Consider the following 19,346-nt stretch of genomic DNA (forward strand, 5'->3'; position numbering starts at 1 on the left):
AAGACATCATGACCGACGCTTCACCAGCCACTGATCAGCCGGGCCCGGGAGACGGGACTGACCTCCGCACCGCCGAGCTGATCATCGAACGTCCCGCGCACGGCGGACACTTCGTCGCGCGCCACGAGGGGCGGGTGGTCTTCGTGCGGCATGCGCTGCCCGGCGAGCGGGTCAGGGTCCGCTTCACCGAGACGGACGAGGACGCCAGCTTCTGGCGGGCCGACGTGGTCGAGGTGCTCGAGGCCTCCGCCCAGCGGGTGCAGCACCCCTGGGCCGTCGCGGATGCGCTCAGGGCCGCGGCCCGGAACCGGTCCGCCGTGGGCGGTGCCGAGTTCGGGCACATCGCCCTGGACGAGCAGCGGCGTCTGAAGGGCGCGATCTTCCGGGAGCAGCTCTCGCGGCTCGCGAGGACGGAGTGGGATGTGCTCGTGGAGCCGGCTCCGGGAGAGGCATCGGACGGCCTGGGCTGGCGGACCCGCGCGGCCTTCGCCGTCGATCCCGCCGGCCGCCTGGCCATGCACCTGCACCGCTCGCACGAGGTGCTCCCGGTCCAGGAGATGCCGCTCGCCGTCGACGCCGTGAACGCGCTGCGCCTCTGGACGCTCGATCTCAGCGGGATCGAGCGTGTCGATGTTGCCGTGCCCTCCGGCGGGGGAGTGCCGTTCGTGCTCCTCGTCCCGGCAGCCGGCACCTCCGCGCGGCGCGTCGCCTCCGTGGCAGGCGCCATCGACGGCGCGTCCGTGGGGGTCCTCGACCCGGAGTCCGGGCAGGTGCAGAGGATCGGCGGGCGGACCTGGTTGCAGGAGACGGTGCTCGGCACCGACTACCGCGTGACGGGTGCGGGGTTCTGGCAGATCCACCGCGGTGCACCCGAAGCCCTCGTGTCCGCCGTGCTGGACGGACTGGAGCCGGCAGCCGGTGAACGGGTCGCCGACCTCTATGCGGGGGCCGGGCTGTTCACGGTGCCGCTGGCCCGCGCGGTGGGCGCTGCCGGCAGCGTGCTCTCCGTCGAGGGTTCGGCCGGTACCAGCCGCGATGCGCGCCGCAACCTCCACGGACAGGACCACGTCTCCATCGTGCAGGGTCGCGTGGACGCAGTTCTCGGGCGCTGGAAGGACCCGCTGGACGTCGTCCTGCTGGACCCGCCGCGTGCCGGTGCCGGCAGGAAGGTGGTGCGCCAGATCATCGATGCGCGACCGCGGGCCGTCGGGTACGTCTCCTGTGATCCGGCGTCGTTCGCCCGCGATCTCGGCTACTTCCTGGGGGCGGGCTGGACCCTTGATTCCCTGCGCGTCTTCGACTTCTATCCGCACACGCACCACATGGAGTCCTTCGCGCGTCTGCTCCCGCCCGCGGCCTGACCGGCGGCGGGAGATGGAGCACGGGCGGCGGAGCCGGTCAATGGCACCCCGCGGGGGCGCCGAACGTTAGAGTTAACGCCAATCGAGGGCGATCACGTCGCCCTACCGAATCAACCGAGGAGGCGCCCATGGGACTCTTGGAGACGATCCACGGCCCACAGGACCTGAGCAAGTTGAGCGAGGGCCAACTGACGGCGCTCGCGCAGGAGATCCGGACCTTCCTGGTCAGCAACGTGTCGCGCACCGGCGGGCACCTCGGCCCCAATCTCGGGGTGGTCGAACTGACGCTCGGCATCCACCGCATCTTCGACTCCCCGCGCGACAGCATCATCTTCGACACCGGCCACCAGTCCTACGTGCACAAGCTCGTGACCGGACGCCAGGACTTCAGCACGCTCCGGCAGCAGGGTGGCCTGTCCGGCTACCCCTCGCGCGCCGAGTCGGTGCACGACGTCGTCGAGAGCTCCCACGCCTCCTCCTCCCTGTCCTGGGCGGACGGTATCTCCCGCGCGCGCGTGCTGGGCGGCGAGGGCGAGCGCTACACCGTGGTCCTCGTGGGCGACGGCGCCCTGACGGGCGGCATGGCCTGGGAGGCCCTCAACAACATCGCCGCCGACAAGCGCCGGCGCGTGGTGATCGTGGTCAACGACAACGGCCGGTCCTACGCCCCGACCATCGGCGGCGTCGCGGACTATCTCGCCTCGCTGCGTCCCACCCTCGATTCCGTCCGTACCCACCGGGTGTACGAGCGCACTCTCGACTGGGTGAAACTTCGCATGCAGAACGGCGGTCCGGCGGGCGAGTTCAGCTATAAGAGCCTCCACGCCATGAAGAAGGGCATCAAGGACTGGTGGGCCCCGCAGGGACTCTTCGAGGACCTCGGCATGAAGTACGTGGGCCCCGTGGACGGGCACGACCAGGCCGCCGTCGAGCAGGCGCTCCAGCTCGCCAAGAAGTACGAGGGCCCGGTGATCGTGCACGCCATCACCGAGAAGGGCCACGGGTATGCCCCCGCACGCGCCCACGAGGCGGACCAGTTCCACGCCGTCGGGATCATCGATCCCGAGACCGGCGAACCCGTCGACGCCGCCGGCCACCAGTCCTGGACCTCGGTGTTCGCCGACGAGATCGCCGACATCGCGGACGAACGCCCCGACATCGTGGGTATCACCGGGGCGATGCTGATCCCTGTGGGGCTGCACCGCTTTGCCGCGCGCCATCCCGATCGCGTGTTCGACGTCGGTATCGCGGAGCAGCACGCCCTCACCAGCGCGGCCGGTATGGCCTTCGGCGGCCTCCACCCGGTCATCGCCCTGTATGCGACGTTCCTGAACCGGGCCTTCGACCAGCTGCTCATGGACGTGGCGCTGCACAGGGCCGGCGTCACGGTAGTCCTGGACCGCTCGGGCGTGACCGGTCCCGACGGCGCGAGCCACCACGGCATGTGGGACCTCGCCATGCTGCAGGCCGTTCCCGGCCTCCACCTCGCGGCGCCCCGGGACGCCTCGCGACTGCGCGAGGAGCTCCGCGAGGCCGTCGCCATCTCCGACGCGCCCAGCGTGGTCCGCTATTCCAAGGGGTCGGTGGGCGCCGAGGTCGAGGCCGTCGAGCGGCTGGACGACGGCGTGGACGTGCTCTCGCGACGTCCGGCGGGTTCACGCCAGAACGACGTCCTGATCGTCAGCGTCGGGGCCATGAGCGAACTGGCGCTCGATGTGTCCAACCGGCTCGGCGCCCAGGGCATCAGCTCGACGGTCATCGACCCGCGCTGGCTCCTGCCGGTGTGCCGCTCCGTGATCGATCTGGCTGCCGACCACCGCATCGTGATCGTCATCGAGGACGGCGTCCGTGCCGGCGGCGTGGGCTCGCGTATCCGCCAGGAGATGCGGTCCGCCGGTGTGGACACAGCGCTCAACGAGGTGGGCCTGCCCGTCGAGTTCCTCGACCACGGATCCCGCAAGCAGGTGCTCGAACGCGTGGGACTCACGGCCCAGCAGATCACGCACGACGTCGTCGCGCAGGTGCTGGGCACGAAGGTGCCGGTGGCCCGGCCCCTTCCCGGTGACCGCGAGCCCGCGACGGGGCAGCTGCCCCAACAGTAGGCTCCCGACGGGTGCGTCGGGGCCGGCGGTCGCGAGGTCCGGCCGCCCCGCCCGGAGGGGCACGCGGTCCTGGGAGGCCCGAGGCGGCAGGACCCCGCCCGCTGCCGCTCAGGACCCCGCCCGCCGCCGCGCCGGGACCCTCCGGCCCGCGCCTGAGGGCCCCTCCGAGGGCTCGTGTGAGACAATGACGAAGGCTGGCGCGGGAACCACATTCCTTCGCCGGTCCAGTGACAGGCTTCCGTTCCGCGAGCGATGCTTCCGTCCCACCGAGTCCGCCACGTCGGCGGGAGGTGGCGGAATCCGCTGGCGGGAACCACCGTCCGCAAGGGCGGCAGAGGTGGAAAAGCGCCACTGGTCTCCGTGTGATTCCGCACCCACTTGACGGTGTGACCTCGGAGGACACGACAACGACTTCCGGTCAGCCGCCGGGCGAAGGCCCGCGGCCGACCGACATACCGCCCTGAGGGCGCTGGAATGTGGCCGGTGCCGCAGGGGCTTGGAGCAAGTACCCATGGATCAGTCGGAACAGCAGGCAAACGAACAGGCAGCAACGGCAGAGGCCGCAGCGACGCCGGAGGCGCCTGCAGGGCAGGAACCGCAGGCGGCGCCGGCGAAAGCCCCACGGAAGCGCCGCACCGCGAGTGCGCCGGCCGGTGCACCTCCCGCCCCGGAGCCGGCGTCCGACGAGGCGGCCGCCCCGGTCCGCAAGCGGGCGAGCAGGGCCCGGAAGCCCGTCGCGACCGGGGGAGCGGCGGCCGGCGATGCTGCCGCCTCCGATGACACGGCCGGGTCGGCGTCATCTCCCGCAGCCGACGTCGCACCGGCTGCGCCCCCCGTGCCGGAGACCCTTGCGGCTCCGCCGGCCCGGGCGCCGCGCTCCCGTCGCCGTGCGGCCACGGCCGAGGCCGGACCCGCAGCCGCTGCGCCGAACAGCCCGGACGCACCCCGGCCCGACGACGCCGACGCAGCGGGCACCACCCCTGCCGCATCGACCCGGGGCTCGGTCGAGACCGTGGTCGTGCCGGACGCGCCGGCCAAGGCGCCGCGTTCGCGCCGGCGCGCCGCATCATCGGAAGCCGGCCCGGCGCGTGCCGACGCAACGAGCCCGGCCGGAACGACGCCGATCGAGCCCGATCGGTCCACTGACTCCGACGCATTCAAGGGTGCCACCGGTTCCATCGGAAGCCCGCAGACCTCCGATGACGCCCCCGACGCCGCAGACACCCCGGCCGGATCCGCCCCGGCGGCCGGCGAGGACGGCACGGCAGAAGCCCCCTCCGAGGAGAAGCCCGCACGCGCACGCCGTACGCCCCGGAGTCGGAGCCGGCGTGCCTCGGAGCCGGCGGCCGCGGACACCCCGACCGTGGGTGCCCAGACCGCGGACACCCCGGCCACGGACACCCCGACCGGAGCGAACGGGACCCCCGTAGGGGACGCAGGCGCCGGGTCCACCGAACCGGCGGCGGCTGCTGCTGCCGAGCCGGCCACGGCGTCGACGGAGGACGCGTCGACGGCCGAGGAGCAGGCGAGCGACCGGTTCGACCCGTTCGCCGTGCCCGAATCACCGCTCTCGCTCCTGTTCCACGCGCCCGACCTGACCACCGCGACCGTTCCGGCTGTGAAGATCGCGCCGCCCGTCGAGGACGGCGACGAGGACGAGGCGGAGGAGTCGGGCCGCCGGTCCCGCCGCAGCCGGCGCGGACGCAGCCGCAAGGGTGGCGCTGCCGACCAGGAAGCATCGGACGGTACCGGCCGCCAGGAGCCGGAGGCGACGGAGGACAGTGATTCCTCCGGCCCCGAGGACACGACCAATGTCACCTCCCGCCGCCGTCGCCGTCGCCGTCGCGGTGACCAGGACCTGGAACTGACGGGAGGCGAGGACGACGATCCGCCCAACACCGTCACGCGCGTCCGTGCTCCCCGCCAGTCCGCCGAACCGGTGTCAGACCGCGTCACCAGCGTCCGCGGGTCCACGCGCCTCGAGGCGAAGAAGCAGCGCCGTCGGGAGTCCCGCGACACGGGCAGGCGCCGCCAGGTCATCACCGAGGCGGAGTTCCTCGCGCGTCGCGAGTCCGTCGACCGCCAGATGATCGTGCGCCAGAGCGACGACCGCATCCAGATCGGCGTCCTCGAGGACGGGATCCTCGCCGAGCACTTCGTCTCCCGCACCCAGCAGGATTCGCTCATCGGCAACGTGTACGTCGGCAAGGTGCAGAACGTGCTGCCCAGCATGGAGGCCGCCTTCGTCGACATCGGCCGTGGGCGCAATGCCGTGCTCTACGCCGGTGAGGTCAACTGGGACGCGGCGGGCCTCGACGGTCAGCCGCGCCGCATCGAGCTCGCCCTCAAGTCCGGCGATCCGGTCCTGGTCCAGGTCACCAAGGACCCCGTGGGACACAAGGGCGCGCGCCTCACCAGCCAGATCTCGCTGCCGGGCCGTTACCTCGTGTACGTGCCGGGCGGCTCCATGACCGGCATCTCCCGCAAGCTGCCCGACGTCGAACGCAACCGGCTCAAGCGCATCCTCAAAGACCGCCTGCCGGAGAACGCCGGCGTGATCGTCCGCACGGCCGCCGAGGGCGCCAGCGAGGAAGAGCTGACGCACGACATCAACCGCCTGCGCGCGCAGTGGGAGGAGATCGAGCGCAAGTCCGGCTCGACCAAGACCCTTGCACCGGAACTCCTGTACGGCGAGCCGGACCTCACCATCAAGGTGGTCCGCGACGTCTTCAACGAGGACTTCTCCAAGCTCGTCGTCTCCGGCGAGGAGGCCTGGGACACCATCGAGGCCTACGTCATGTACGTGGCACCCGACCTGGTGGGCCGGCTCGAGAAGTGGGCGGGTGAGGAGGACATCTTCACCGCGTCACGCATCGACGAGCAGATCTCCAAGGCTCTCGAGCGGAAGGTCTTCCTGCCGTCGGGCGGCTCGCTGGTGATCGACCGCACGGAGGCCATGACCGTGGTCGACGTCAACACCGGCAAGTTCACCGGCAGCGGCGGCAACCTTGAGGAGACCGTTACGAAGAACAACCTCGAGGCCGCGGAGGAGGTCGTGCGCCAGCTCCGCCTTCGCGACATCGGCGGAATCATCGTGATCGACTTCATCGACATGGTGCTCGAGGCCAACCGCGATCTCGTGCTGCGTCGCCTCGTGGAGTGCCTCGGCCGCGACCGCACGAAGCACCAGGTCGCCGAGGTGACCTCGCTCGGACTCGTCCAGATGACGCGCAAGCGCATGGGCACGGGCCTGCTCGAGGTGTTCGGCGAGGACTGCGAGCACTGTGCAGGACGCGGTGTCGTGACGCACATGGAGCCCGTGGAGCACCGCCGCGCCGCCCCCGTCCCGGACCAGCAGCAGTCGCGTCAGGACCGGATGTCCCGGAGCGAGCGCAAGCGCAATCGCGGTGGGCGGGGAGGCCAGCAGCAGGACGATGTCGTGACAGCCCCTCCCGCCCCTGTCGCCGACAGTCCGGAACGAGCGGCGAAGGCAGAGGCTGCCCGGGCGGCCCTCGCGAGCATCGCCGCGGCCACGCACCATGCGCACGAGGAAGCAGCCCAGTACCCGGCCCCCGAGCCCGAGCCCGAGGTCGAGGTGACGGAGGCCGTGCTCACCATCAACGGTGAGACGGTGACGCTGCCGCGGTCCGAGGCGCGTCGGCAGCGCGCCGTGGTGGCGCCCGAAGCGCCGGCGACCCGGCTGACACTCGACAGCCTCAGTGAGGCCTTCAACCGGAAGCCCGACGCCGGGCCGGGCGACGCCGAGCAGGGCGAGTCCGCGGGGGCGCCCGCATCCGGTTCGGAGGCGGCTCCCGTCCCGGAGACCGCTGCAGCGACCGCGCAGGCCCCGGCCCGCCGCTCCCGTCCCCGCCGCGTGGCCCGGAGCGCCCAGGGCGCTGCGGACACCAGCATCGAGACGCAGGCCGTGGATCCGGCCGTCGAACCGTCCGGGACGCGGCACGTGGCGCGTTCCCAGCCCCCGGCGCGCACTCCTGCGGCGTCGGCCGCAGAGCCGCTGATCTTCGGCGTCGGGGTTCCGGCCTCGGAGCTGTAGCAGCGCCTGCCGGTCCGTCCCGCACGGAAGGGCATCAGGGGGTCGGGGTCCGCAGGGATCCCGGCCCCCTTTCCGTTCCCACCTTTCCGTTCCCTTTTCCTGCCCGGCCGGTCGCGCCGTCGTCCGCGTGACGGCGGCAGGTCCACGGGGTAGGTCCCGGGTAGATCCACAGGCAGCTCCCCTGCGCTAGGCTGGGGCGGGACACGGGGTGCCCTGCCGGATGCAGGGCTGAGATCACACCCGTCGAACCTGATCTAGCGGGCGCTCTGCGCCCGGGCCTAGCGGAGGGATGTCATCCATGGAAGCCGTCCGAGCAGCAGCGAGCAGGGGCTCCGCCGTCCCGAACATCCTCAGCATCGCGGGTTCCGACCCGAGCGGCGGGGCCGGTATCCAGGCGGATATCAAGAGCATCAGCGCGAACGGGGGATACGCCCTCGCGGTCGTGACCGCCCTGACCGCCCAGAACACGCGCGGTGTCACGGGCGTCCACACCCCGCCCATCGACTTCCTGCGCCAGCAGCTCGACGCGGTGGCGCAGGACATCGTCCTCGATGCCGTGAAGATCGGCATGCTCGGCAGCGCCGACGTGGCCCGGTGCATCGGGTCGTGGCTGGAGCAGGTCCGTCCGGCGGTGGTCGTCCTCGACCCCGTCATGGTCGCCACGAGCGGTGCGCGGTTGCTCGACGACGACGCCGTGCGCGCGGTGCTCGACCTGGCGGCGAGAGCCTCGCTCGTCACCCCGAACATCCCGGAGCTCGCCGTCCTCGTCGGCGCCGAGCCCGCCGCGTCCTGGCAGGAGGCGCTGCACCAGGGCCGGGAGCTCGCCGGGCGGCTGGGAACGGCCGTGCTCGTCAAGGGCGGGCACCTGCCCGTACCGCGATGCCCGGATGCGCTGATTCTGCCGGCCGACGGGCGAGGAGACTTCCCGGACGCGCTCGTGTTCGACGGCCGCCGCGTGGCGACGATGAACACGCACGGCACGGGCTGCTCGCTCTCGTCCGCCATCGCGACGCGCCGCGCCGTGACAGGTGACTGGGGAGCCGCCGTCCGGGAGGCGAAGGCATGGCTGGAGGGGGCGCTCGCCTCCTCGGACCTCCTCCGGGTGGGGCAGGGGAGCGGTCCAGTCCACCATTTCCACGGTCTGCCCGAGGCCCGCCACCATCGGCTCTTCACCGATCTCGCCTGGCATGACACCGCGGACATCCGGCGCGAGATCCTGGATCTCCCGTTCGTCACGGCACTGACCGACGGCGTGCTGCCTGCCGCGGACTTCGTCTTCTACCTGCAGCAGGACGCCCTCTATCTGCGGGAGTACTCGGGAATCCTGGCGCGCGCAGCCGCCCTGGCGCCCACGGAGTCCGAACAACTGTTCTGGCTCCGGTGTGCCACCTCCTGCCTGGAGACGGAAGCGGAGCTGCACCGCTCGTGGCTGGACGTGGAGACCGGCGCGCGGTCGGGCGAGGGCGGTCCGGGGCCCGTGACCCGCGCCTACTGCGACCACCTCGCAGCGACGTCGGCCAGGGGCTCCTATGCGGTACTCGTGGCGGCAGTCCTGCCGTGCTTCTGGCTCTACGCGACCGTGGGGGACTACGTACGCGAGCACGTGCTGCAGGAGGGCTCGGCCGAGCAGGCGGCGCACCCCTACGGCGCATGGATCGCGACGTATGCCGACCCGGCGTTCGCGGCGGCCACCGCGGAGGCACGGCGCATCGCCGACCGCGCGCACCGGGAGGGATCGTCGGCCGAGCGGGATGCGATGCTGGCGGCGTTCCGCTGGTCGGCCGCCTACGAATGCGACTTCTTCGACGCGCCCCGCGCACGGCGCGGCCACGCCGCGCCGCCACAGGGTGCTGATTTGCGGGAAGACGCCGTTCTGCCGTAATCTGGACCCTCGGTGCATCCGCCTGTAGAACGGCATGTCCGGCGGACAATCGTACGGGGTAGACCCGGAGGGGTTCCGCCAGGCGACGGCAGCCCCAGGGCAGCAGCGTCGAGGACGCACAGAGCGGATGAGGCACGAGAGACTGTTCACAGTCCGCCGAGACGCACCCGAGTTTTTTCATCAGAAGTCAGATTGTCGAGAGAAGTGAGTTCCCAAGTGGTGTACGCGATTGTCCGCGCAGGCGGCCGCCAAGAAAAGGTTTCTGTAGGAGACCTCGTTACCCTTGACCGCGTCACCGGTCAGGCCGGAAGCACGTTCAAGCTTCCCGCCCTCCTTCTGGTGGACGGCGCCAAGATCACCTCCGCAGCGGAGGACCTCGCGAAGGTCTCCGTCACCGCCGAGATCATCGAGAATCTTCGTGGACCGAAGATCGTCATCCAGAAGTTCAAGAACAAGACCGGCTACAAGAAGCGCCAGGGTCACCGTTCGGAACTGACCCGCGTCAAGATCACGGGCATCGCCTAGTCCTTCGGGCTAGCGATCTCCTCACGTAGACACTTCAGCGAAGGCAGGCATACCCCATGGCACATAAGAAGGGCGCAAGCTCAACTCGTAACGGCCGCGACTCGAACGCCCAGTACCTCGGCGTCAAGCGCTTCGGCGGCCAGGTCGTCAAGGCCGGCGAGATCATCGTCCGCCAGCGCGGCACCCACTTCCACCCGGGCGCCAATGTCGGCCGCGGCGGCGACGACACCCTGTTCGCGCTCGAGGCCGGTGCCGTCGAGTTCGGCACGCGCCGCGGACGCAAGGTCGTCAACATCGTAGGAGCCGCAGCAGAGTAATCTGCGCAGCTCGCGTGCATGTCCCATGCACCAGCACTCGGGTGGGGTGAGCCGCTACGGCTCGCCCCACCTTCTTTTAAGCCGGTTAGACTCGGCACAGTGAAGTATTTGTAGAAGGAGACCCACGTGGCGAGCTTCGTTGACCGCGTCGTCCTGCACGTATCCGGTGGCACCGGCGGCCACGGCTGCGTATCCGTCCACCGCGAGAAGTTCAAGCCCCTCGGTGGCCCCGATGGCGGCAACGGGGGCGACGGCGGCGACGTGATCCTTCGCGTGGACCACCAGACCACCACGCTCCTCGACTACCACCACGCGCCGCACCGCCATGCGACCAACGGCGGCAACGGCATGGGCGACTGGCGCGGCGGCAAGAGCGGTGAGACGCTGATCCTCTCCGTGCCGGACGGCACCGTCGTCAAGACGAAGGACGGCGAGGTCCTCGCCGATCTCGTGGGCGAAGGCACCGAGTTCATCGCCGCCGCCGGCGGCCAGGGCGGGCTCGGCAACGCGGCACTCTCCTCCCAAAAGCGCAAGGCTCCCGGGTTCGCCCTCCTCGGCATCCCCGGGGACGAGCGCGATGTCGTGCTCGAGCTCAAGTCCATCGCGGACATCGCTCTCGTTGGCTTCCCGTCGGCGGGCAAATCGAGCCTGATCGCCGCGATGTCGGCCGCCCGCCCGAAGATCGCCGACTACCCCTTCACCACTCTGGTGCCCAACCTCGGCGTCGTCGAGGCGGGCTCGACACGGTTCACCATCGCTGACGTCCCCGGGCTCATCGAGGGTGCAAGCGAGGGCAAGGGCCTCGGGCACCACTTCCTGCGCCACGTCGAGCGCTGTGCGGCCCTCGTGCACGTCCTCGACTGCGCGGCGCTGGAGACGGACCGCGACCCGCTGAACGATCTCGCCATCATCGAGCGCGAGCTGGAGAAGTACGCCGTGGACATGAGCTACGCGGGACCGGAGGGCGACGTCGTTCCCCTGAACGAGCGGCCGCGCCTGATAGCGCTCAACAAGGTGGACGTGCCTGACGGCAAGGACATGGCCGGGTTCGTGCGGCCCGAGCTCGAGGCGCGCGGCTACCGCGTGTTCGAGGTGTCGGCATCGAGCCATCAGGGCCTGCGTCAGCTCGGCTTCGCCATGGCGGAGATCGTCGCGAATGCACGCCAGGCCGTCGCGTCGGCCCCGCCCAAGGTCGCGCCGCCCGTCCTGCGTCCCCGCGGCGTCAATGCCGCGTCCTTCCGCATCCGCAACGAGGAGAAGGACGCCCTGCCGCTGTTCCGCGTGCTGGGCGAGAAGCCGGAGCGCTGGGTCAAGCAGACCGACTTCACCAACGACGAGGCAGTCGGCTTCCTCGCGGACCGCCTCGCCAAGCTCGGCGTGGAGGAGCAGCTGTTCAAGTCCGGTGCGAAGCCCGGCGACACGGTGGTGATCGGCGAGGGCGACGGCGTCGTCTTCGACTGGGAGCCGACCATGATGGGCGGCGCCGAGCTCCTGGCGGGGCCGCGCGGCAGCGACCTGCGCCTCGCGGAGTACATCCGCCCCACACGCGAGCAGAAGCGCGAGGAGTACCAGGAGCGCAAGGACGCCAAGGCGGCTGCGCGCGCCGAGCTCGAGGCCGACCGCAAGGCCGGCATCTGGACCGAATCGGTCCAGAACCGCAAGCAGCCTGCTCCTGCCCCGCAGGAGGCAGACGCCGAGTCCCAGAGCTAGGACCGTGGCGCTGGACCAGTCCGGGCAGCGGCCCGTCGCCGACCGGGCGGGACTCGCTACGGCCGGGCGGATCGTCGTCAAGGTGGGATCGTCGTCCCTGACGTCCGTGACCGGCGGCATCTCCGGCGAGGCCCTCGTCGGCCTCGCCGACGTGCTCGCCGCGCGGCGTGCCGCCGGGACGGAGGTGATCCTCGTGTCCTCCGGTGCGATTGCTGCGGGCCTTGCGCCGCTGGGGCTGCCCCGGAGGCCGGCGCAGCTGTCCACGCAGCAGGCCGCCGCGAGCGTGGGGCAGGGACTGCTCATGGCCCAGTACTCGCAGGCCTTCGCGGCCCACGGCGTCATCGTGAGCCAGATCCTGCTCACGGCGGACGATCTTGTCCGCCGCTCGCACTACGCGAACGCACACCGGGCCATGGAGCGCCTCCTGAATTTCGGTGTCGTCCCGATCGTCAACGAGAACGACACGGTGGCCAGCCACGAGATCCGGTTCGGCGACAACGATCGCCTGGCCGCGCTCGTGGCGCACCTCGTCAAGGCGGACGCCCTCGTGCTCCTGTCCGATGTCGACGCCCTCTACGACGGCCCGCCGAGCGCCGGAGCCCGACGCATCCCGCTCGTCGCCTCGCCGCTCGACCTCGAGGGCGTCACGATCGGCAGGACCGGCAAGGCCGGCGTCGGGACCGGCGGTATGGTCACGAAGGTCGAGGCCGCCACGATCGCGGCGTCCTCCGGCATCCCGGCGCTCGTCACCTCCACCGCCAACGCCGGTGCCGCGCTGCGCGGGGAGGACGTCGGGACCTGGTTCACGGCCACCGGCAAGCGCCAGCCCATCCGGCTCCTCTGGCTCGCGCACCTCGCGCGGGTGCTGGGGACGCTCGTCCTCGACGACGGTGCCGTTCGCGCCGTGGGTGAGCGGAGGCGCTCTCTCCTGCCGGCCGGTGTGACCGGCGTCTCGGGGGCCTTCGAGGCGGGCGATCCCGTACAGCTCGTGGCCGGCGACGGCTCGGTCGTCGCGCGCGGCCTGGTGAACTACAGCTCGATGGAGCTTCCGCGCATGCTGGGCCGCTCCACCCACGACCTCGCCGATGAGCTCGGCAGCGAGTACGAGCGCTCCGTGGTGCACGTCAATGATCTCGTGGTCCTGCGCCCGGGGAGCCCTGCGTCATGAGGCGACACCGCCGTACCCGGCGGGTAGGCCCTCGCTAGACTGTCGGCATGACCGAACTGCAGGACGCGACCGCCCCGACCGACGACGCCACCACCGCACCGGCGACGGCATCGACGACGGAGCCGACCGCGCCGTCGGGCGATGAGGATGCTCCTGCGCTGACCCAGGACGAGCTCGCCTCCGCCGTGCACGCGATCGCCGATCGTGCGCGTGCCGCCTCGCGTGTCCTCGCCGGTGCCAACCGCGGCCGCAAGGACCGCGTTCTCCTCGCCATCGGCGAGGCCCTCGTCGCGCGCCGCGACGCGGTGCTGGCCGCCAACCGGACCGACGTCGAGCGCGGCCGTGCCGCCGGCACCTCCGACTACCTCCTGGACCGGCTCACACTCGACGCCGGGCGGATCGACGGGCTCGCCGACGCCCTTGCCCAGCTCGCCGCCCTGCCGGATCCGATCGGTACCGCCGTCCGGGCGGAGACGCTGCCCAACGGGCTGCGCATGCGGCAGGTCCGTGTGCCGCTCGGGGTCGTCGCCGCGATCTACGAGGCCCGCCCCAACGTGACGGTGGACATCGCCGGGTTGGCCCTGAAGAGCGGCAATTCCGTCATCCTGCGCGGGGGGAGCGCCGCGCAGGCGACCAATGCGGCGCTTGTCGGCATCATCCGCGACACCCTGGGGGAGCACGGTCTTCCCCGCGACGCCGTCCTCACGATCGACGAGTACGGCAGGGCCGGAGCGCAGGTCCTGATGGCTGCGCGGGGACGCGTCGACGTCCTGATCCCGCGCGGTGGCAGGGAACTGATCCAGTCGGTGGTCACCACGGCACGCGTCCCCGTCATCGAGACCGGGGAGGGCAACGTGCACATCCTCCTGGACGCTTCCGCGGACGAGGAGATGGCCGTGGACATCCTGCTGAACGCCAAGACGCAGCGACCCAGCGTGTGCAACACCGTCGAGACCCTCCTCGTGCACAGCCGGTCCGCGGCGGCCCCGGGCGTGCTCGCCGCCCTCATCCGTGGCGGTGTCACCCTGCACGTGGACGATCGGGCCCGGGACCTACTTCCTGCCGGCACCGAAGCTCCTGCCGCGACGGACGACGACTGGGGCCGCGAATACATGCAACTGGATCTCGCGGTGCGCACCGTGGACTCGGTCGACGAGGCCCTGGAGCACATCCGGCGGTGGAGCACGGGGCACAGCGAGGCGATCATCACCAACGACCTCTCCTCCTCGGAGGAATTCATCGCCGGCGTCGATTCCGCCGCCGTCCTCGTGAACGCCTCCACGCGTTTCGTGGACGGCGGGGAGCTGGGGCTCGGGGCCGAGGTCGGGATCTCCACGCAGAAGATGCACGCCCGTGGTCCCATGGGCCTGGCCGAGCTCACCACCACCCAGTGGATCGTGCAGGGCGAGGGTCAGATCCGCCGCTGAGTGCAGACCGACGTCCCGGGAGGGCGGGGGTGACCCTCCGTCCGCACCGCGTACCATGGGATGTGTTGTATCGGCCGGGACCCCGCTCCCGGCACCACCGGAATCGACAGAGGACTAACGATGCTCTACTCCCTCGGCAGCGCGCTGCTGGCGACCGAAGCCCTGGAACACCACACGGAGCTGCCGATGCCGCCGATCGCGTACGGTCTCATCGTCATGGGCATCCTGCTGCTTCTCATGCTGGTCACGATCTCCTTCTCGAACGTCCGGAATCGCCACGATGCCGTCGAGGAGCACATCGACCCCCACAAGCAGCACGCCAACAACCACGATCACGGCGAAGCGAACCGGCACTAGCAGTCCCGGTGGCAGAGGAGAACATCGAGCGGGACGTCATGGGGGGCAACCGGCAGCGTCGCAGCGACGGTTCGCCGTGGCGGCTGGGGGTCATGGGCGGCACGTTCGACCCGATCCACCACGGGCACCTCGTCGCGGCGAGCGAGGTGGCGTCGGTCTTCGACCTCGACGAGGTGGTGTTCGTGCCCACCGGCCAGCCGTGGCAGAAGGCCGACAAGCACGTCACGGAGGCAGAGCACCGGTACCTGATGACCGTCATCGCGACGGCGTCGAACCCGACGTTCACGGTCAGCCGCGTGGACATCGACCGGCCCGGACCCACGTTCACCATCGACACCCTGCGGGATCTCGCCGTCGAGCGTCCGGACGCCCAGCTGTTCTTCATCACGGGAGCCGACGCGATGTCACAGATCCTCACCTGGAAGAACGCCGAAGAGCTCTGGTCCCTGGCACGCTTCATCGGGGTGACGCGGCCCGGCCACGAGCTCAACGGGCGCGGGCGCGATGTCGAGTTGCTCGAGGTCCCGGCCATGGCAATCTCCAGTACCGACTGCCGGCGCCGCGTGGGTGAGGACAAACCGGTCTGGTACCTCGTACCAGACGGTGTGGTGCAGTACATCGCCAAGCACCGGCTGTATCGACTGGCCGGGCGGCTCGAGGACGGCCTGTCCTCGGGGATCGAGGATGACGACGTCTTTCCCACGAAAGGAAAGCACGGGGGTAACCCGAGCGCCGTAGAACAACCAACTGGGTGAATGGGTGATGAGCAAGGTGACAGACGGCGTGCGGCCCCCCGGGTCCCATGGGGCGGAGCGTGCGCAGTCAGGGCAGTCCGATCCGATGGACGGCGGTACGGTGCTGCCCGTGGAGAACGGAGCGGCGACGACGGCGGCCGAGGGTCCGCGGCACAGCAGACGCGCCGCGGCGGCACCGGTGGACGCCGTTCCGGAGGCACGGCACGAGCATGACGCGCGGGCCCGCGACAGGGACGTCCTTCGGTCGGGCACCGCCCCGGCGGAGGCCGATGCAGTCAATGACGACGGAGCCCGCGTCGAGGTTTTCACGCGCAGGCAGCTGCGCCTGCAGCAGGTGGACGGGCGTGCCGTGCTCCCGACGTCGTCGACGACAGGCACGGCAGCGCCCGAGGCGGCGGACGCATCTGCAGCAAGCGAGCCGGCCCCCGGTGGACGGCGGGACAGGCGCCGCTCGGAGACCACATCGCATCCTCGTGTGCCGTCCGCGGGTGCACCCCCAAGGCCGGCTCCCGGCCGCACCGGTACGCCCGGAGATCTGACCATCGAGGCCGCCCTCGCCGCAAGGAACGCCCTCGCCAAGGATGCCAGCGACCTCGCCGACACCCTGGCCGCGCACCGCGAGGCGGATCCGTTCGCCGTCGATCCCGACCTGCTGGCTCAGCAGCAGGCGCTGGCGCAGCGCGCATCCCTCCTCAACGCGCGCGCACGACTCGTGCAGGAGCGCTCCGACCCGAACCCGGGTGGTGACTCGTGGCGGGATCCGACCACGCCCTGCAATCTGTCGATCCTCACCCCGCCGGAGTTCGTCAGCGTTCCGGGGGGTTCCGGGAGCGTGCTGCGCGCTCCTGCCACCTCGCACATCCCCATCGTGGTGCCTTCACACCGGTCCGCCGACAGGACCGCCAACAGCGGTGCTGCTGCAGGAGGGCAGGAGCGTGCGGCGGGACCGGTCAGGGCGCAGCATGCCTTCGGTCTGGACCCGCTGGACGCCATGACCGCCGGACTCGGACGACGTCGACGCATTCGGTACATCCAGTACTCGATGATCGCGGTGGGCGCCGCGGCGCTCGCAACCGGGATAATGATGACAGTCGGCTCCCTCAATGGGTGAAACTGCCGACCCCACACAAGGAGATCAGTGAGCGCTACCGAACAGTCCATTGGCATTGCCCGCACTGCGGCACACGCCGCAGTGGACAAGATCGCCCAGGACATTGTCGCCATCGACGTCAGTGACCGGCTCGCCATCACGGACGTCTTCGTGATCGCGTCAGCGCCGAGCGAACGTCAGGTCAACGCGATCGTGGACGGCATCGAGGAGGAACTCTCCAAGCAGGGCCTCAAGCCGGTCAGGCGGGAAGGCCGGAGCGAGGGCCGCTGGGTCCTGCTCGACTACGCAGAGGTGGTCGTCCACGTGCAGCACGAGGAGGACCGCGTGTTCTACGCGCTCGATCGGCTGTGGAAGGACTGCCCGTCCGTGGACCTCCAGCTCGAGGGCACGCTGCAGAGCTCGCCCCAGACAGCGGCGTCCGACGACGTCGCCGAGTGACGCGGTACGCGCACGCTGATCCCGCCGCTCGCCGCATCATCTTCTGGCGTCACGGGCGCACCGAATGGAATCACGCCGGGCGTTTCCAGGGCCAGGAGGACATCGACCTCGATGCGACGGGCAGGGATCAGGCCGTGCGCGCTGCGGAGGTCCTTGCCACCCGGGAGCCGGCGCTGATCATCTCGTCGGACCTGCGTCGTGCGGCCGACACTGCAGCTGCCCTGGCCACTGCCACAAATCTGCCGGTGTCCTACGACAAGCGACTCCGCGAGACGGATGCCGGCCTGTGGCAGGGCTTGTCCTTCGCCCAGATCGACGAGCAGTTCACACAGGACAATGCCGCTTGGCGCGGTGGTGACCCCGAGGTCCGCGCAGGCGGTGCGGAAAACCGCCTGGAGGTGGGAGCACGCATGCTCGAGGCGGTGCAGGACGCCATCGGGCGAGTGGCGCCGGCCCAGACGCTCGTCGTCGTCAGCCATGGCGGAGCCATCAGGGCCGCTCTGGCCGCCCTGATGGGATTGCCGCCCGAGCGGTGGGGTGCTGTGGCCGGTCTGTCGAACTGCCACTGGTCGGAGGTCCATGAGGTGGTGGGCCGAACGGGCGCACTCTTCTCGTGGCAACTCACGGAGCACAATGTCGGACTCGGGTCGCTGCCGATCGAGCCGATCGAGGGCTGACGTTCCCGGTGTCGTCGATTTGGCGCGGGAGTCAGAATTTACTAGACTGAACAAGTTGCTTCGGCCGGTATCCACCGATCCAGAGCAGCAGTTCGGGGCTATGGCGCAGCTGGTAGCGCACCTGCATGGCATGCAGGGGGTCAGGGGTTCGAATCCCCTTAGCTCCACGACGAACCGCTGGAATCCAGAGTGAAAGCTCCGGTCCGGCGGTTTTTTGTTGCCTTCCGGCGGACTATGCCATGGGTTTGCCATCGTTTTGGATGTGAGACCAAAGCTCCTCTTGCCCACCCGCGGGTGCAGCGACACTAGCCAAAATATGTGCTGCCAGGATCGCAGGGCACGCCGACGGTGGCGTCGAACCGGCGCGCGGGTTCCTGAGGTCTATGGAGGCCAAGACCACCGGAGAGTACGAGGACGTCGACGGCGCGCCGGCCTGGTTCGAGGCCAGCCGTGCCGAGCTCATGGACGGGGTTGCAGCCGCCGCGGCTTACTCGGTTCACACTGTCGTCATGGCCCAGACCTGCCAGGAACGTCCGGCTGGGCTGGGGGCGGGCGCCTCGCCAAGGATGGGCGCGGCTGCCCTCTCATCCGGACTGTTCCAGCGCTCAGGCGTCCTCGCGGTTGGGGCTCTCCAGGATGAAGAAGTTGGACTGGTTACCGTCTTTGCGCTGCTCCTGGTAGACGAAGTTCAACTGCCGCTGGTCGAAGGTCCGGAACCATTCGTCCCAACTCACATGGCGAAGTTTGTCCGTGTCCTCGTTGAAGTCGAAGCGCAGAACGCCGAGGTGGTCCCCGTGTTCAGTGCCTTCCACAGTGGCCGGCCGGGCGTTCCGTGCTTCAGCCCACTGCTTGATGACCTCGTGATGGGTTGTCGCCAGGCTGCGTCCCTCGCGTTCGGGATCCTCTTCGGGGGAGGTGATCTCCTGGGCGTACTTGAGCGACTTCGAGGTCTGGTCGCCGGTTCGAATCCGTCCGCCGTCGGGGCCGGCCCCTACGTCGTCCGAGGCGTCGTCGGAGGCGCCAGCGTGGCTCTCGGCGTGCGAGCCATCGGCGTGGTCCTGTTTCGCCTGGGCGACGGCGTCGACGAGTTCGCCCTTCCTCATCCCAGAGGTGCCCGAAAGGCCCTCGTCCTTGGCCTCCTTGCGGAGCTCGTCGACCTTCATTGCGCGCAGCTCGGTCTCGCTGACGTCGGGGGTGTTCGGGGTCTGGTTGCCTGGTTCGTCCGCCATGCTGATCTTCCTTCCGGTCGATGCTCCCGCCGGCGGCCGGGGAGTACAGGCCGCAGGCAGGAACTAAGCGTACTTATTACTTTCGCGGGGGCCAGGTGGTGTGTCAAGGAATCCGGTGGCCAAGGCCAGGTGTCGAGCTCGGGGACGGCTGCTTGCGGTGTTCGACGGCCGAATCCTCCGTCTCGCCGTGAAGCAGGACAAAACGGGGAAGAGGCCCCAAGCGATGCCGTCGT

General features: G+C 70.2%; 15 protein-coding genes and 1 tRNA gene. 15 read left to right on the forward strand and 1 reads right to left on the reverse strand.

All coding sequences use genetic code 11. The annotated features are described in order from the left end of the window. The first annotated feature begins 8 nt into the window (after positions 1-8). The 15 genes from FJV46_RS12030 to FJV46_RS12100 all read left to right on the forward strand — a co-directional run bounded on the left by FJV46_RS12030 (position 9) and on the right by FJV46_RS12100 (position 18,051). Entirely contained in the window at positions 9-1,361 is a 1,353-nt protein-coding gene (locus tag FJV46_RS12030) for a class I SAM-dependent RNA methyltransferase (protein ID WP_087026191.1), read from the forward strand. 128 nt (positions 1,362-1,489) lie between these two features. Beyond that, complete coding sequence (gene dxs, locus FJV46_RS12035; protein WP_087026194.1) at positions 1,490-3,463, forward strand: 1-deoxy-D-xylulose-5-phosphate synthase; 1,974 nt, start codon at positions 1,490-1,492, stop codon at positions 3,461-3,463. Between the two features lie 511 nt (positions 3,464-3,974). Continuing rightward, on the forward strand, positions 3,975-7,517 hold the full coding sequence (locus FJV46_RS12040) for an Rne/Rng family ribonuclease (protein WP_087026197.1): 3,543 nt from the start codon (positions 3,975-3,977) through the stop codon (positions 7,515-7,517). 298 nt (positions 7,518-7,815) lie between these two features. After that, positions 7,816-9,399, forward strand: a complete 1,584-nt coding sequence (thiD, locus tag FJV46_RS12045; protein WP_087026200.1) for a bifunctional hydroxymethylpyrimidine kinase/phosphomethylpyrimidine kinase — start codon at positions 7,816-7,818, stop codon at positions 9,397-9,399. 216 nt (positions 9,400-9,615) lie between these two features. Then, positions 9,616-9,924 carry a 50S ribosomal protein L21 gene (gene rplU / locus FJV46_RS12050; protein WP_087026203.1) on the forward strand — a complete coding sequence of 103 codons (309 nt, stop codon included), beginning with the start codon at positions 9,616-9,618 and terminating at the stop codon, positions 9,922-9,924. 56 nt (positions 9,925-9,980) lie between these two features. Then, entirely contained in the window at positions 9,981-10,241 is a 261-nt protein-coding gene (gene rpmA / locus FJV46_RS12055; RefSeq protein WP_028280075.1) for a 50S ribosomal protein L27, read from the forward strand. Between the two features lie 126 nt (positions 10,242-10,367). Beyond that, positions 10,368-11,951: a GTPase ObgE gene (gene obgE / locus FJV46_RS12060; protein ID WP_087026206.1), complete on the forward strand. Its 1,584-nt coding sequence runs from the start codon at positions 10,368-10,370 to the stop codon at positions 11,949-11,951. Positions 11,952-11,955: 4 nt separating this feature from the next. Then, on the forward strand, positions 11,956-13,119 hold the full coding sequence (gene proB, locus FJV46_RS12065) for a glutamate 5-kinase (RefSeq protein ID WP_370684661.1): 1,164 nt from the start codon (positions 11,956-11,958) through the stop codon (positions 13,117-13,119). A 47-nt stretch (positions 13,120-13,166) separates the two neighbouring features. Continuing rightward, positions 13,167-14,546, forward strand: a complete 1,380-nt coding sequence (locus FJV46_RS12070; RefSeq protein ID WP_087026209.1) for a glutamate-5-semialdehyde dehydrogenase — start codon at positions 13,167-13,169, stop codon at positions 14,544-14,546. Positions 14,547-14,666: 120 nt separating this feature from the next. Next, positions 14,667-14,903, forward strand: coding sequence for a hypothetical protein (locus tag FJV46_RS12075; protein ID WP_087026211.1), 237 nt, complete (start codon positions 14,667-14,669; stop codon positions 14,901-14,903). 92 nt (positions 14,904-14,995) lie between these two features. Then, the gene (gene nadD, locus FJV46_RS12080; RefSeq protein WP_087026389.1) at positions 14,996-15,658 is read left to right on the forward strand and encodes a nicotinate-nucleotide adenylyltransferase; all 663 of its coding nucleotides are present in this window, start codon (positions 14,996-14,998) and stop codon (positions 15,656-15,658) included. A 7-nt stretch (positions 15,659-15,665) separates the two neighbouring features. Continuing rightward, positions 15,666-16,769, forward strand: a complete 1,104-nt coding sequence (locus FJV46_RS12085) for a hypothetical protein (protein ID WP_126130570.1) — start codon at positions 15,666-15,668, stop codon at positions 16,767-16,769. A 27-nt stretch (positions 16,770-16,796) separates the two neighbouring features. Beyond that, positions 16,797-17,207, forward strand: coding sequence for a ribosome silencing factor (rsfS, locus tag FJV46_RS12090; protein WP_087026216.1), 411 nt, complete (start codon positions 16,797-16,799; stop codon positions 17,205-17,207). Then, a complete protein-coding gene (locus FJV46_RS12095; RefSeq protein WP_197715710.1) occupies positions 17,204-17,884 on the forward strand; it encodes a histidine phosphatase family protein in 681 nt (226 codons plus the stop codon). The genes rsfS and FJV46_RS12095 overlap by 4 nt, the downstream gene beginning before the upstream one ends. A gap of 94 nt (positions 17,885-17,978) precedes the next feature. After that, positions 17,979-18,051, forward strand: a tRNA-Ala gene (locus FJV46_RS12100). A gap of 438 nt (positions 18,052-18,489) precedes the next feature. Here the strand turns inward: FJV46_RS12100 and FJV46_RS12105 are convergent. Continuing rightward, on the reverse strand, positions 18,490-19,113 hold the full coding sequence (locus FJV46_RS12105; protein WP_087026219.1) for a Rho termination factor N-terminal domain-containing protein: 624 nt from the start codon (positions 19,111-19,113) through the stop codon (positions 18,490-18,492). Positions 19,114-19,346: the final 233 nt, after the last annotated feature.

The sequence above is a fragment of the Arthrobacter agilis genome (assembly GCF_006494655.1).
Lineage (GTDB): Bacteria > Actinomycetota > Actinomycetes > Actinomycetales > Micrococcaceae > Arthrobacter_D > Arthrobacter_D agilis.

Bases quoted from the DNA above. Each gene is read 5' to 3' on its own strand.
- FJV46_RS12030 (WP_087026191.1), top strand. From the start codon at position 9: ATGACCGACGCTTCACCAGCCACTGATCAGCCGGGCCCGGGAGACGGG.
- dxs (WP_087026194.1), top strand. From the start codon at position 1,490: ATGGGACTCTTGGAGACGATCCACGGCCCACAGGACCTGAGCAAGTTG.
- FJV46_RS12040 (WP_087026197.1), top strand. From the start codon at position 3,975: ATGGATCAGTCGGAACAGCAGGCAAACGAACAGGCAGCAACGGCAGAG.
- thiD (WP_087026200.1), top strand. From the start codon at position 7,816: ATGGAAGCCGTCCGAGCAGCAGCGAGCAGGGGCTCCGCCGTCCCGAAC.
- rpmA (WP_028280075.1), top strand. From the start codon at position 9,981: ATGGCACATAAGAAGGGCGCAAGCTCAACTCGTAACGGCCGCGACTCG.
- FJV46_RS12070 (WP_087026209.1), top strand. From the start codon at position 13,167: ATGACCGAACTGCAGGACGCGACCGCCCCGACCGACGACGCCACCACC.
- FJV46_RS12075 (WP_087026211.1), top strand. From the start codon at position 14,667: ATGCTCTACTCCCTCGGCAGCGCGCTGCTGGCGACCGAAGCCCTGGAA.
- nadD (WP_087026389.1), top strand. From the start codon at position 14,996: ATGGGCGGCACGTTCGACCCGATCCACCACGGGCACCTCGTCGCGGCG.
- FJV46_RS12085 (WP_126130570.1), top strand. From the start codon at position 15,666: ATGAGCAAGGTGACAGACGGCGTGCGGCCCCCCGGGTCCCATGGGGCG.
- FJV46_RS12105 (WP_087026219.1), bottom strand. From the start codon at position 19,113: ATGGCGGACGAACCAGGCAACCAGACCCCGAACACCCCCGACGTCAGC.